The 12,558-nt window shown below is 45.6% G+C and carries 16 protein-coding genes; 6 read left to right on the top strand and 10 right to left on the bottom strand.

The window, feature by feature from the left end; genetic code table 11:
* Positions 1–18: 18 nt before the first annotated feature.
* Positions 19–369: a DUF2304 domain-containing protein gene (locus HY394_01845; GenBank protein ID MBI4052758.1), complete on the bottom strand. Its 351-nt coding sequence runs from the start codon at positions 367–369 to the stop codon at positions 19–21.
* Between the two features lie 110 nt (positions 370–479).
* Here HY394_01845 and HY394_01850 point away from each other — a divergent pair, with 110 nt between their 5' ends.
* Positions 480–722: a CopG family transcriptional regulator gene (locus tag HY394_01850; protein ID MBI4052759.1), complete on the top strand. Its 243-nt coding sequence runs from the start codon at positions 480–482 to the stop codon at positions 720–722.
* An 8-nt stretch (positions 723–730) separates the two neighbouring features.
* Here the strand turns inward: HY394_01850 and cysC are convergent, their stop codons facing one another.
* The 9 genes from cysC to HY394_01895 all read right to left on the bottom strand — a co-directional run bounded on the left by cysC (position 731) and on the right by HY394_01895 (position 9,387).
* Complete coding sequence (gene cysC, locus HY394_01855; GenBank protein ID MBI4052760.1) at positions 731–1,279, bottom strand: adenylyl-sulfate kinase; 549 nt, start codon at positions 1,277–1,279, stop codon at positions 731–733.
* Positions 1,276–2,427, bottom strand: a complete 1,152-nt coding sequence (gene sat / locus HY394_01860; GenBank protein MBI4052761.1) for a sulfate adenylyltransferase — start codon at positions 2,425–2,427, stop codon at positions 1,276–1,278. The genes cysC and sat overlap by 4 nt, the downstream gene beginning before the upstream one ends.
* Before the next feature lie 27 nt (positions 2,428–2,454).
* Positions 2,455–3,498, bottom strand: coding sequence for a pyruvate kinase (pyk, locus tag HY394_01865; GenBank protein ID MBI4052762.1), 1,044 nt, complete (start codon positions 3,496–3,498; stop codon positions 2,455–2,457).
* A 4-nt stretch (positions 3,499–3,502) separates the two neighbouring features.
* Positions 3,503–4,927, bottom strand: coding sequence for an alkaline phosphatase family protein (locus HY394_01870; protein MBI4052763.1), 1,425 nt, complete (start codon positions 4,925–4,927; stop codon positions 3,503–3,505).
* A gap of 102 nt (positions 4,928–5,029) precedes the next feature.
* Entirely contained in the window at positions 5,030–5,686 is a 657-nt protein-coding gene (locus tag HY394_01875) for a PD-(D/E)XK nuclease family protein (GenBank protein MBI4052764.1), read from the bottom strand.
* Between the two features lie 128 nt (positions 5,687–5,814).
* Complete coding sequence (locus tag HY394_01880) at positions 5,815–7,041, bottom strand: hypothetical protein (GenBank protein MBI4052765.1); 1,227 nt, start codon at positions 7,039–7,041, stop codon at positions 5,815–5,817.
* A complete protein-coding gene (locus HY394_01885) occupies positions 7,038–7,679 on the bottom strand; it encodes a hypothetical protein (GenBank protein MBI4052766.1) in 642 nt (213 codons plus the stop codon). Before HY394_01885 ends, HY394_01880 begins: the two co-directional genes overlap by 4 nt.
* A gap of 16 nt (positions 7,680–7,695) precedes the next feature.
* Positions 7,696–8,754, bottom strand: a complete 1,059-nt coding sequence (locus HY394_01890; protein ID MBI4052767.1) for a DUF91 domain-containing protein — start codon at positions 8,752–8,754, stop codon at positions 7,696–7,698.
* Positions 8,755–8,772: 18 nt separating this feature from the next.
* Positions 8,773–9,387 (bottom strand): CRISPR locus-related DNA-binding protein, encoded by a 615-nt coding sequence (locus HY394_01895; protein MBI4052768.1) that lies wholly within the window; start codon positions 9,385–9,387, stop codon positions 8,773–8,775.
* Positions 9,388–9,527: 140 nt separating this feature from the next.
* Between HY394_01895 and HY394_01900 the strand changes: the two genes are divergently transcribed.
* The 5 genes from HY394_01900 to HY394_01920 all read left to right on the top strand — a co-directional run bounded on the left by HY394_01900 (position 9,528) and on the right by HY394_01920 (position 12,534).
* Positions 9,528–10,691, top strand: coding sequence for a 26S protease regulatory subunit (locus HY394_01900; GenBank protein ID MBI4052769.1), 1,164 nt, complete (start codon positions 9,528–9,530; stop codon positions 10,689–10,691).
* Positions 10,692–10,701: 10 nt separating this feature from the next.
* Positions 10,702–10,977 (top strand): hypothetical protein, encoded by a 276-nt coding sequence (locus tag HY394_01905; protein ID MBI4052770.1) that lies wholly within the window; start codon positions 10,702–10,704, stop codon positions 10,975–10,977.
* A gap of 50 nt (positions 10,978–11,027) precedes the next feature.
* Complete coding sequence (locus HY394_01910) at positions 11,028–11,366, top strand: hypothetical protein (GenBank protein ID MBI4052771.1); 339 nt, start codon at positions 11,028–11,030, stop codon at positions 11,364–11,366.
* 188 nt (positions 11,367–11,554) lie between these two features.
* Entirely contained in the window at positions 11,555–11,992 is a 438-nt protein-coding gene (locus HY394_01915; GenBank protein MBI4052772.1) for a hypothetical protein, read from the top strand.
* A 23-nt stretch (positions 11,993–12,015) separates the two neighbouring features.
* Positions 12,016–12,534, top strand: coding sequence for a hypothetical protein (locus tag HY394_01920; GenBank protein ID MBI4052773.1), 519 nt, complete (start codon positions 12,016–12,018; stop codon positions 12,532–12,534).
* Positions 12,535–12,558 lie beyond the last annotated feature (24 nt).

The following is a 12,558-nucleotide window of genomic DNA, read 5'->3' on the forward strand; positions in this document are numbered from 1 at the left end:
ACTTGGCCTTCCCCATTCTTATTTCTTTTTTTCCGCGCTTTTGCGCAATGCCATTTCCCTCGCCAGGCCGGTTATTTCCGCTTCAAGGTCCTTCTGCCTGAAATACGTGCGTATAGTGAAGAAAAGCGCGGTGATGGAAATCAGGCTGAGGAACGCGGCAGCAGTGTCCCTGAAACCGAGGCTTTTCGTCAGCTGCAGAGTTATTTCCGGCATGGCGACCATCACAAGTAGCCAGAAAACGATTATGAGCAGGAGCGTGGAGAAAAGGTCCATGCCCTTCTTGCGCATGTTCGCAACGACTATGCCGGCAATTGCCAGCAATGCAAGTAAGCCGATTATTGTCGTCAGGCCCGCCATTTCAGAAACCACCAGTTTCTATGTAAAATGAAAAGCCTTAAATTTGAAACCATGAAACTTAATTATTGGTTCAAAAATAAAATCCAATGAAATTTAATTAAAATTCCTGGTTGGCGTTTTTTATGGCTGCAAAAAAAGGTTCCGCGCAGAAAATAACGACTGTTTCCATTCCCGCCGAGCTTGCGGAAAAAATCAGGAAAAAATGCAAGAACACGGGCTTCCATTCAGTTTCCTCTTATGTTACATACGTTCTGCGCATAATCCTTTCCGAGCCAAGCGAGCTTGAAAAGGACAAGCGCCAGGTTTTCTCGAAAGAGGACGAGGCAAGGGTAAAGGCAAATCTCAAAGGCCTCGGCTACCTGTAGCGGCCTTTTCAAATCCAGCCTTTTCTTTCAAGCGCTTCAAAAATCTTTTGCGCGCTTTCTTCCGGCGTTTCCCTGTCTGTGTGAACGATGGCATCCGGTGTTTCGGGCCGCTCATATTCCGTGTGAATGCCGATGAAATCCTTTATGTGCCCTTCGCGCGCCTTTTTGTACATTCCTTTCGGGTCGCGCTTTTCGCATTCCCCGAGCGGGCAGTCGACAAACACTTCCAGATAGTGCTGCAACTCTTTTCTTGCGTGCGCCCTGCTCTCAGCAAACGGCGTTATGACGGGAACGATTGAAACGCCGCCGTGCCGTTCAATGAGCCCGCTCAAAAAGACTATGCGCTTGTTGTTTTCGATTATGTCGTCGCGGCTGAAGCCGAGGCCCTTTGAAATGTTCTGGCGAATGGCATCGCCGTCAAGGGTTTCGACAAGAAACCCTTTTGACGAAATTTTCCGCGACAATATTGCGGTTATCGTAGACTTGCCGCTGCCAGGCAGGCCGGTCAGCCAGACCACAAAGCCGTGCCGCCTTTCATTGGCGCCAGCGCCGGTCATTTCACGAAAACCTCTTCGCCTTTTTTCATGTGCTCAAGAATCATTCCGGAAATTTCCGGGCGCATCGCCTCTGCCGGAGGCATTTCGCCGGCCAAAAGGATTTTTCTCAGCTGGGTGCCGCTTATGTGCAGCCTGTGCTCTTCCCCGACTTCGCTTGCATGGCCGTATTTCCCGGTCTTTTTTGAATAAAATACCTCGTCAAACTTGACAGGCACCACATCCAGGTCGTCGAACCTGTCGAATATCTTGTGCGAATCGAAGGGCCCGTAAAAGTCCTTGACTCCCGTGTGGTCCCTTCCTACAACAAAGTGGCTGCAGCCGTAATTCTTGCGCACCAGCGCGGTAAAGATCGCCTCGCGCGGCCCGCCGTACCTTGAAAAAGTCGACAGCGCTGAAAACACGACCCTGTTTTTTGGATAGAACTGGTCCACCATTATCCTGTAGCTTTCAACTATTATGGGCGTGGTGAAATCGCCGCTCTTTTTCCTGCCAATGACGGGATGCACGAACAGGCCGTCGCAGCCGCTTTTCTTCAGGCCCTCCATCTGCACGAACTCGTGGCTCCTGTGGATGGCATTCCTGGTGTGGAAGCCCAAAACATTGCTCCAGCCGCGCTGTTCGAAAATTTTTCTGGTTTCGCCCGGTGTGAGTTCCCATTTCTTGAACGGGCTTTGCGCCCGCTTGACCAAATCGATTTTTCCGCCCACAAAAATCTTGCCGGCATCAAAAGTCCTTTTCACGCCCGGATGCTCCAAACTTTTAGTGCCGTAGACCTTTTCCACTATTTCATGCCGGTCAAATTCGAATTTTTCCTCGACGTGCAGCAATGCAATCGCTTCATTGTTCTTGTCCGCAAGCGCAATCGTGTCGTTTTCGGAAAAGTTTTTCGCTTCTTCTTCCGAAATGTTCAGGGTTATGGGCAGGGTCCACGGAACCCCGCTTTCAAGCCGCATCCTGTCGACAACGCTTTGCAAATCGTTCCTGCAGAAAAAGCCTTCAACCGGCGAAAACCCGCCCAACGCAATCTGTTCCGCGTCCATGACAACTGTTTCATCCGCATTGTGCACGAACAATTCCTTCAATTCGCTTCCGGAAATTTTCGCCGGCCTTTCAACAAGCCTTCCGCCGTGCGGTTTTACAAGCGCCATGCAATCCACCAATAACCCCTGATAAACTCAAATGTAATGCAGTGCCTCAAGCCTTTTGATTATCTCTCCGGAATCGCTCATCGGTTCGACAAGCTCCGCATTTTCGCACAGTTTTTTCAGCATTTTCACGGTTTCAACAGGAAACTTTCCGTTTGCGGTTTCGCCCGCCAGAACCAATCCTGAAGCGCCGTCAAGAATCGTGTTTGTAACGTCCGTTGTTTCCGCGCGCGTCGGCTTGGGCTTTTCGGTCATGCTTTCAAGCAGGTGCGTTGCAATGAAAGTTTCCTTTCCCATGCCTTTCGCCTTCGCTATGACGATTTTCTGCACGAAAGGGATTTTTTCAACCGGGATTTCCGCGCCAAGGTCGCCCCTGTCAATGTAAACAATGTCGGATTTCGAGATTATGCCGTCCAAATCCTTTAGCGCGGCCTTGTGCTCGATTTTTGAGATTATTTTCATGCCGCCGGAGATTTTCCTCAGCTCGTCGACGTCGTTTCCCGTGCGCGCAAACGACAGTGCAACGAATTCAACGCCCTTGCGCAAGGCAATCCTTATTGCCTCAACGTCGTTTTCGGTCAGGACCGGCCTTTCCGAATCCTGGTCAATGCTGATTGTCTTGTAGCTTGAAAGCCTTCCTCCGACAAGTATCCTGCATTTCACGCCGCCTTCGCCGGTTTCAATGACTTCCGCCTCAATCGAGTTGTCGTCAATCAGCAGTTTAGTGCCCTTCTCCAAGCTTTTCATTATCCACGGAGTTTTGAGGCAGATTTTTTTTGCGTTTCCCTCTATTTGTTCCAATGCGATTTCGATTTTCGCGCCGGTTTTAAGTTCGACCGGCTTTTTCATTTTCCCCGTCCTGATTTCGGCGCCCTGCAAATCCAAAATTATGGGAATGGCTTTGTCCGTGCCCCGGATGAGGCCGGCAAGATCGGCGAATTCCTGCGGCGTGCAGTGCGAAAGGTTTATTCTCGCGATGTCCATTCCAGCCGCCTGCATTGCAAGGATTTTTTCCCTGTTCCATGTCGACGGTCCGATCGTGCAGACTATTTTTGTTTTCCTCGCGTTTTCCATGCTTTCACTTTTCCAGCAGGCTTTTTCCCTGCAGATCCTTTGGCTTTTCCTCACCCAGAATGTCCATCATCGTCGGGAACACGTCCAGAATGCTGATTGTCCCCATGTCGCCGCGCCCGCCGATTTTTTCGTCGACAATGACAAAGCTGCCTTCCGGCGCATGCCCCGCGTCATCGCTGCCGACTGTCGTCGAGGTTGAATAAAGCCCCTTGTTGCCCACGTCATTGTTCACGCCCCAGACAAGGTTGTCGAAGTAGACAATCATTTCCGGGCATTCGTCATCGAAGCCGTTTTTGTAAATGTCCTTCGCAAAAAAGACCTTGTTGTCGAGCTTTTCGCCTTTCCCGCCCCTGATTGCCAAAAGCTTTTTTTCAAGTTCCCCGCCGAGCCAATCGCATTCGTCTTTTCCGAGAATGCCCTTGTGGCCCAATGCCTTCCTGTCCCGGTTGAGATAGATTCTTCCCTGATAGCCGCCGACCGCAAATGCTTTTGTCTTCTGCCAGTCGATGCCTGAAAGCCTCAGCCTTGCGGGCTTTTCCGCGGTTTCGTTTTCAAATTCCTTTTTGAGAACAAGATAGCCTTCCCTGCGCAGCCAGTCGTTGAGGTTGACGCGGCCGTCCATGCGCTCCATGCCGTGGTCGGATGAAACAATGATGCTGGTGTTGTCCGGCAGCAATTTGAGCAGTTCGCCCAATTTTTTGTCCACGAAAGCGTAAAAGTCGCGCACCGCGTTTTTGTACGGCGAATCCCCTTGGAAGTTTACATGCTTTTCGTCGAAGAACCGCCAGAGCATGTGGTTCAGCCTGTCGGTTCCAATCACAACCGCCATGAAAAAATCCCATTCCTTGTTTTTGAGGCAGTGCTCCATCAGCTTGAAGTGCATTTCCGTCATCTTGTAGGTGCGGTTCAGCAGATCGTCCACGTCAAGTTTCTTGTAGCCTGTGAACCCGGCAACGTCAAAAACGTATTCCTCGCCGCCAAGGAGTTCAAGCATTTCTTTTTTGAATTCTTCCGGATAAACGCAGTCGTACTTGAAGCCAGGCGTCATGAAATCTGAAACCATTATCCCGTTTATTTTCCTGACCGGGAAAGTGAGCGGCACGTTCAGCACAACGCTTTTTTTCCCCTTTTCCGAGAGGATGTCCCAAATCTGCGGCTTTTTTTTCAGCGTCGAGTCCACAAGCCTTACTCCGTCGCTTTGCGGCTCGAAGCGCGTGTAAGAGTAAACCCCCAATTCACCCGGATCCCTGCCGGATGCAAGGGCATTCCATGCAATTATAGTGCTCGGCGGAACAGTCGACCTGATTTTGGCATACGCGCCTTTTTCCATCAGCCTTGAAATGTTGGGCAGATGCTTTTTCCACTCGCCGAAAACGAGCTTCGGCGGAGCGCCGTCAATGCCGAAAACGAAAACCTTTTTGCCTGCCATGAAAAAACCCTGCCAGACCGCCAATAAATCTTAATTAGTCTTAATTAACTATAATTGGCGGATTTTTAAACCTTTTTGGTGCAATCGCCGGTTCTTTGCATATTATTTTGATTTGTTCCAATTGCAGTATCCGCATTCTTCCGCGGCGCGCGGTTCCGAGCCATTCAGCGTTTTTAGCGCGTTGTCGAATATTTTTTGCGCGTTTTCAGTTGAAATTTTCATTTTTTTGAGGTCGCTGTGGAATACCGCGTCGCCGTTTTCATTGATTTTGTTTGGATGGTAGAACAGCAGGTAGGCGTAGTCTTCCGTTTTGTGGCCGTTTTTTCTGAGCAAAAAGTTGTACAAATCCATTTGGTCCTGGTAGTGTTCGTGGGTGTCGTCCTTGCACGGATAGCCCCTTGTCTTGAAGTCCAGGACGACAAGCCTGCCTTTGTGCACCAAAAGGTTGTCAACCGCGCCCATCAAAACGTTGCCTTGGCCGTCTATCCAGCGGATGCCCCTGAAATTGTTGCGCCAATCATCCAGCAGGGCCTTGTCGTCGAAAAGCCTGTATTCGCCGTCCAATTCCTTCAATTCCGGCGGCAGTCTGCCCTTGTCCCTGAACGAGTCAAAATGCTCCTTCAAAACCCTGTCCATTCCGGACGGCAGGGAAGGAAAGATTCCGGAGGGCCGCTTCACGCCCTTGTTGAACTGCAGCCAAAAACAGCGCGGGCAATCCTTCAGCAAAGACAAAGACGATGGGGAGAATTTGTAGGGCATTATTCAATCACTTCAATTGTTTGAAATATTTCAGCATCCTTATTGTTTGTAAAATGGCGGCATCATATTTTCCTATTTCATTAATTTCTTTTATCAGCGTGGGTATTAAATCATCAAAAAAAAGTACTTTAATATTTTTTTCTTGAAGTTTTTTCACCCAATAATCTAATTTTACTTTGCCCATTTAAAAATTTGTAAGCCGGAATCAATTTCGTGATTTCTTCACTTACTGTTATTAAAAATTCTTTTTTGTGAAGGTCAGAATAATCTCGTGGATAAATTTTTTTTATTGCAAATTGAAAAAGTTTCCGGTTTTTTATTTTTTTAATTAAATATTCTGTGTCATTTTTTTTGAAATATTTTCCAGTTTCTATTTCAAGAATGGTACTTTCTTTCTTTTCTCTTGGGCGAATCATCACTTTGTCATCAAGTCTTATTTTATGTTCTTGTAACTTTTGGCAAATTTTTGTAAATTCTGCTGGTTTTGCTTCTATTTGGTTAAGTACTTTTTTTGTTGCTATTTTTCCTTCGGCCCATAGTTCTACCCCAAAACCATTTTCGTTTAGATATACTGAATAATGAATCTTTTGTACAATTGACAGTTTTGAATCTTTGTCATCATATATTGCCGACCAGACGCCCCTGGAATCTTTTTTTAAATTGCCAACTGGTTTATGATTTGGTTTTTGGAATGGCTGGCCTTTTTTGATTTTTTCAAATAGTTCGTTGCTAAATTGTTCAAATTTTCTTTTTACTACTTCTCTTTTTTCTCTGATTGGATCTTCGTCTATATTTAAAAATGCGTCAAAATCACTTTTTTTAAATCCTAAAAAACTGCTCAAACCCATTACCTCCATAAATTCGGTAAATTGTGATATTAAAAATTGATCTTTTTCGGTTAATGCAGGTATTTCTTGGATTTTTTTTGTTATTTCCTGCCAGGTAAAAAACTTAGCGTTAATATTTTCTGTAATTTTTTTGCTTTGTGGATCTTTAGTCAAAACTAGCAAAATATTATTATCTTTTTTTGGGTCAAATTCAATTTTGTGATTTTTTAACTGTTCTAATGTGAGTTTGGCTTGAACTTTTGATTCAATTACAATTCTTGTTTTTTCATAATCTATCACTGCATCAGGGGTGGATTTGATTGACTTTGTTTGAAGCTGAAAAATTGTGTTTTTTGCAATTGGGAGTTCAAGTTTTTTAAATATTTTGTTTTTTGTGTCCTCGCTACAAAATTCGAGCAAATTTATGAGTGATTTGGTGACATTATTTTCAATTTGATAATCTATTTTGTTCTTATTAGATGACTGGCTGCGATAGTAAAAGAAGATGTTTTGGTGCGGATCTTTCATTTTTTTATCATCATTGAATTTTCATTATTTTTCATGCGTATTTTTTTTGTATTTGGATATTTGCCGTTGTGGTCAAGAATATATTCGAATTCCTTGAACCACTGTGTTTCTTGTTGATTTCTCCAGAGTTCTAGTTCCTTGTTTCTAATGTTGATTTTAGTGCCATTTACAAATTCTCTTAGCGCATGGCAGTATGCGATGTACTGCGTTTCATCATTAGTATTAGTCAGCGTGTCTTGAAAGTAGGCAACTATTCTGAAGTCAAAAACAGCGTATTTGTCTGGCAATTTGAATGCAAGTATTGCAGATAGCATTGGCAGATTAATGCCTTTGGCCCCTTCTCGTTTAAGTTCCAGAAGTGCCGCTTTTATTTTTTTACGTTCAATATCTGCGCTTAAATTAGATTCTTTTAGGTCGGCCAGTAATTTATTCAATATGGTAGTGTGTTTATCTTTATCAAAATGACGGCGAATTCGTGGGGATTTCCAGTTTGCTATTGCCTTAAGCTGTATATGGGTAAGTTCGCTATTGACAATTTTTTTGGAGGCTTCTAACTGAGAGTCCCTCTTTTGAACGGGCTCTTTTAGACACACTAAAATTTTTTTGGTGATTTCTTGCAACTCGGCGGGTTCGTCCATTTTGTTCACATTCTTGCTATTTTTCCTGCGTTGTTTGGTTTGTGTGTTTGTCGTTTATTTCAAATTTGACTTTGTAGTATTTTAGGCTTATTTGGTTTTCCACCGGCATTATAGCATAGTCGAGCCTGTTGTCCGGCTCGTTTGTGATTATTATTGCCCTCGCGTTTTCTGATTTGTTCTTTTTTATCCAGCCCAGGTATCTGAGGGTTTGCCCGACGACTTCGTCGCTTGACCGGCCTTTTTTGAGTTCTATTATGACTTGTTTGCCTTTTTGGTCTTTGCATAGCAGGTCTATTTTTCCGACTTCTTTTGTGTTGAATTCTTTTTCCGTTAATTGCAGTCCTTTTTCTATCAAATGCGGGTTTTTTGCGAGGTATTCTTTCAGGTCTTTTTCCAATGAGATTGACGAGTAGTTTTCGAGGATTTCTTCCGGCATTTCAGGGTTTGCGGATTTTTTGCCAAACCATATGAGGTTGTTTACCGACGTGTATTTTTCGGTTCCGAGCAGGTTTTTGATTTCTTCGAAAATTATGAAGTTTGTCAGGTAGTCTATTGTTCTGTCCAAGTACTTTGTCGGGTCATCAATGTTAAAGTGGCGCATTGCCAGTTCATAGGCTTTTTCTTCCTGTTGGGGGCCCAGGTTGAGGGCTTCGGTTGTTTGCCAGGTTATCAGGGGAAATTTTGACGGGTCTTTGGCGACCAAAAATTGGGAGAGCGTTTGCTGGCCAATTCCTTTGAGCTTAAAGAATTCGTTGACCCTGTTGACAAAGTCGGTTTCGTTTCCAAACAAAAGCGCGCGCAGTTTTTCGTTGAATTGTTCCAAGCCATTTTCCCGGTATAAAAGGTTTGAAAGCGCCCTGTTGTTGGAAAAATTTCTCATTAAATGAAAAATCGTGTCAAAATCTTCCGAAGCCAAGTTGTTTCCGGAATCAAAGTTTTTGTCATTGAATATTTTGCTTATTTCCTGTTCTGCCTTGTCTTCCTCGGCTTTCCACAGCATTGCCTTTTCGGTTTGAAGGCTTTCATTCCATGCCCGCAATTTGTCTATTTGCTCTTCGTAAAAAATTTCACTCACAACCAATCACCTGAAAGTTCACATTCTCGCAATCTTTCCCGCGTCCGTCAGCTTGAATCCTTTTCCGTCTTCTGTTTCTTCGATGAAGCCTCGTTGTTTCAGTTCTTTTAGGTTGCGGTAGACCATTGCCTTGCTTTGTTCGGTTTCTTTGGCGAGGTCTGCGGGGATGTCGTGTTTTTCGGCTTCTTCGAGGATTTCCTGTTGGCCTGTGGAGAGGTCGAAGTTGAGTGTGGGCAGGGTTATTATGTCTTTGAATTCGTTTGGCTTGGTTTGGTCTGCCACGTAGACGATTTTTTTTACGCGTGTGCTTCTTGCGTAGGCGCCGAATAGTGCGCCCAAAGCCTGTGTTTTGCGGCCGTGGGTCACATTCACAAAGATTTCGTCGGTGTTTGCGAGTGCGTCGATGATGTTTGCGGTGTCCTGTGCTACCGCGACGATGTCGAATAGTTCAACCCTTTTTTCCTTGATTTCGATGACTTTTTCGAATGTTTTTTTGAGGTCGTCGACGGCTTTTTGCTGTGTTTCATCGGGCTTTTTGTCGATTAGAAGGAACAGGCGGTCGATGGAGAATTTGGTTAAAAGGAGGACGATTGAGTCGGAGGAATAGGCCGTTGTTATGAGAACCCTTGCCATATCAGGGTTAAAATCGGAAGAATTTAAAAGGTTGCCAGAACAATCCACTGCAATACCCGCCAATACAATAGTATACTTTATAGTATACTTTTATAAGGTGTTTGCGACACGTTTTTTGTTTGTTTTTGTGGTGTTGCGTTATGGTGTCGCAGTCGATGAAACCGCCTGAAGACCTTTTTGGCGGCGAGGAGATTTCGTGTGACTTGTGCGGGCGGATTATTCCGCCGAATGAGCGTTATTTTGCTTTTACTCTTGGCTTGGAGTATTATTCTTTGAACGGGGACGGGGCGGAAGTGGAGCCCGTTGACGTGTTTGCCGACAAGACTTTTTGTTTGAATTGTTCCAAGCGGAACGGCACCAATCGGAAATTTAACGCGCTTAAAAAAAATGCCGGTCCCGAGGTTTCGGTTAACGGGCCCAGTGACCCGCGTTTTGAAAGGCTTGGGGTTGACGGTGATGGCCTTGGCAATATTGGCGTTGAAGTTGTGCCGTCCAAGGGTTTGGATGACGTTGTTTTGACTCCGAACACGAGGAAAGGCGTTGAACTGGCTTTGGCGCATGTGAGGAATGCCGGAAAGCTCATGGCGGATTGGGGTTTGGGTGAAAAATTTTCTTATGGCAATGCCTTGGCTTTGAGTTTTGTGGGATTGCCTGGAACGGGCAAAACTTTGTGCGCGGAGGCCTTGGCGAAAGAGGCCGGCAAGAAATTGCTGGTTGCCAATGCTTCGCAATTGTTGAATTGTTTTGTCGGCGGCACCGAGAAAAGGATTTCGGCGTTGTTTGAGCGGGCTTCCAAGTCGGATTGTGTCCTGTTTTTTGATGAGGCCGATTCTTTGGCTTCTACGCGTGTCAGCGTTCAACTGGGCAATGACAGGTATGCGAACAGTGAAACCAATGTTTTGTTGCAGGAGCTTGAAAAGTTCAGGGGCATAGTCGTTTTTTCGTCTAACATGGCGGGAAATTTTGACCCGGCCTTTGAGAGAAGGATTGGCTTGCATGTCTTGTTTGAGTTTCCGGGTAAAAGGGAGCGCGTGGAATTGTTCAAAAAACTGGTTCCAAAAAAAATGCCGTTGGCTAAAGGCGTTTGCTTTGAGGAACTGGCAAAGGAAAAGTTTTCGGGCGGCGACATCAAAAATGTTATAATCAATGCGGCGAGGCTGTGTGTGAGCAACTCAAAGTCCAAGGTTTCACAGGCCCATTTCGTGGAAGCCGTTGAAATCGTGAAAAATAACAGGAAAAACTCGGGTTTTTTGTTGGGCGCGGAACCTGAAGCAAAATTCAGGCGGCATTGTTTTGTGAGCTGAGGCGGTTTTTGTGGGCAAACGCTTGTTGGATTGCGTGAAAAAAGGCGAAGTCATTGAAATCAACAGCAAGCCTTACGGGTTCGGGCTTTACGGGTTCGTCAAGGATGAGCTGATAATGCTTGCCGATAAGGGTTTGGCAACCGAGCAGGAAGTCATGTCTGTGCGGATTGGCTTCGTTTGCGGGAATTGCAAAAGGCACGTCATTCGGAACGTGGCTGACATTCATTTGTTTTTGAGCCAGGCGTGCGGCGAAAAATGTTCCAAGGCGCTTGACAGAATAAGGTAATGAGCACAATTGCGGCTAATGTTGCGGCAATCGCAGGGCGTGGTGGCAAAATGAAAAGAAAATTGAAGTCGCCTGAGGATGTGAGGGCTGAGTTGCAGCTGCTCAAATACCTGCTTGACGCGCTTAACCAGATAGGGGAATTGGAGGGCAGTTTGAGGCATTATAAGAATCACATTGACTTAGACGGCTATCTTGCGGGGAAAAGCGAGGCGTCTGAACTGCGGTTTTTGCGGTTCGAGGATAACAAGGACACTCTTGAGCGGTTGTATGAGGAGGTTGAACTTGAATTGCGGGGCAGGCTGAGCGATTTTGTTGAAGCGCGCCTTGGCGAGTTGGCTGCACAGGAAAAGAAGTGGAAAAAAGTTCGTCGAACGAAAAAATCGGGGTGAAATGCGTGCAACCAATGTTTTCGTTTAAAGGCTCGAAAAGCCAGCGGAAGGCGTTTTGTCTGCTGGCCCAGGAATATGGTTTGTCCGGCAAAAAACTTGCCGAGTTCAGCGAACTGGATAAAATCGTTTTTCAGAATGTCAAGGTTTTTGCGAAAAGCATTTGAGGTGATTTTACGGAAAAGGTCAAAGTGGCGTCAAAAAAGGAACTGAAAAAACTGAACGGGCGGCTTTTGAAGAGGGCGAAAAAGGCTGTAAACCAAAAAATGGTTTCCAAGTGGAGAAGTGAACTCAGGCCTGTTGCCAGGGGAATCGGAATGCATGTCATTGACCAATTTTATCTTGAAAACCTTGTTGACGAGTCTTTCGCCGCAGGGTTTCTCGAGGCTTTTCACGGAAACAAGAAATCGGCGGAAAAAGAGCTGCGGAAAAAGAGGATTATGCCAACCGCGGTTGAAACCGCAAAATACGGCATAGACGAAGACTATTGTGTGGAATTCGCCAAAAAGTTCAAAGGGAAAAGAAAGGATTTCATCAACGCTCTCAAAAAAGAGGGAAAACAGTCACTGGCAATCGCAATAGGACATTTTGAAAAGTACGGCGAAGCGCCGGACATGGAGTATGATTAAGAAACTCAATTGTGGGTGAAAGATTGGTGGAATTGTCGGAATTGGCAGTTGAACCGCCGAAGGACTGGACAGCCGAGTTTTTGACGCCTAAAAACAGCCTGGTTGCGGGCGCGGTTGGCTGGATGTGCAAAAATTGTGCAAAACCTTGGTGCGTGAAGTGCGGCGCATCCGTTCTTTGTCTTATCTGTCAGGGCGGGGATTACGTTCATTTGTGCGCGGATTGCGCGAAAAGCAGGCTTCACAAGTGCGTTCGTTGTAACGGCAAAGCCGAACCGTTCAAAATGTCCATACGGCCTTTTATGTGCGTCAATGCCGTGCTTTGCTCGAAGTGCAGGAAGGCTTTCAAAAACAAGTGCTATTCGTGCGGAACTAGGCTGCCAAGCAAATGCGGTTTTGTCATCCACGATTTTTTGAAAAAGGGCACAAAAATTTATCTGATGAAAGGCAAGTCCGGCAGAATCAAAAAACTGGCACAAAACGCGCTGCAGGTTTACAGTTGGAGAAGAACAATCTTCCCGCAGTTTCCAAAAAGTTCACATTAAAAGTTTTGTTCCGCATTTGTGGCA

Source organism: Candidatus Diapherotrites archaeon (assembly GCA_016205145.1).
Classification (GTDB): Archaea; Iainarchaeota; Iainarchaeia; order Iainarchaeales; family JACQJH01; genus JACQJH01.

What these genes read in the sequence shown, in the direction of transcription:
- HY394_01870 (MBI4052763.1), bottom strand. Translation starts at nt 4,927, where the DNA reads ATGGCAGGCAAAAAGGTTTTCGTTTTCGGCATTGACGGCGCTCCGCCG.
- HY394_01850 (MBI4052759.1), top strand. Translation starts at nt 480, where the DNA reads ATGGCTGCAAAAAAAGGTTCCGCGCAGAAAATAACGACTGTTTCCATT.
- cysC (MBI4052760.1), bottom strand. Translation starts at nt 1,279, where the DNA reads ATGACCGGCGCTGGCGCCAATGAAAGGCGGCACGGCTTTGTGGTCTGG.
- HY394_01885 (MBI4052766.1), bottom strand. Translation starts at nt 7,679, where the DNA reads ATGGACGAACCCGCCGAGTTGCAAGAAATCACCAAAAAAATTTTAGTG.
- HY394_01880 (MBI4052765.1), bottom strand. Translation starts at nt 7,041, where the DNA reads ATGAAAGATCCGCACCAAAACATCTTCTTTTACTATCGCAGCCAGTCA.
- pyk (MBI4052762.1), bottom strand. Translation starts at nt 3,498, where the DNA reads ATGGAAAACGCGAGGAAAACAAAAATAGTCTGCACGATCGGACCGTCG.
- sat (MBI4052761.1), bottom strand. Translation starts at nt 2,427, where the DNA reads ATGGCGCTTGTAAAACCGCACGGCGGAAGGCTTGTTGAAAGGCCGGCG.
- HY394_01895 (MBI4052768.1), bottom strand. Translation starts at nt 9,387, where the DNA reads ATGGCAAGGGTTCTCATAACAACGGCCTATTCCTCCGACTCAATCGTC.
- HY394_01910 (MBI4052771.1), top strand. Translation starts at nt 11,028, where the DNA reads ATGAAAAGAAAATTGAAGTCGCCTGAGGATGTGAGGGCTGAGTTGCAG.
- HY394_01900 (MBI4052769.1), top strand. Translation starts at nt 9,528, where the DNA reads ATGGTGTCGCAGTCGATGAAACCGCCTGAAGACCTTTTTGGCGGCGAG.
- HY394_01875 (MBI4052764.1), bottom strand. Translation starts at nt 5,686, where the DNA reads ATGCCCTACAAATTCTCCCCATCGTCTTTGTCTTTGCTGAAGGATTGC.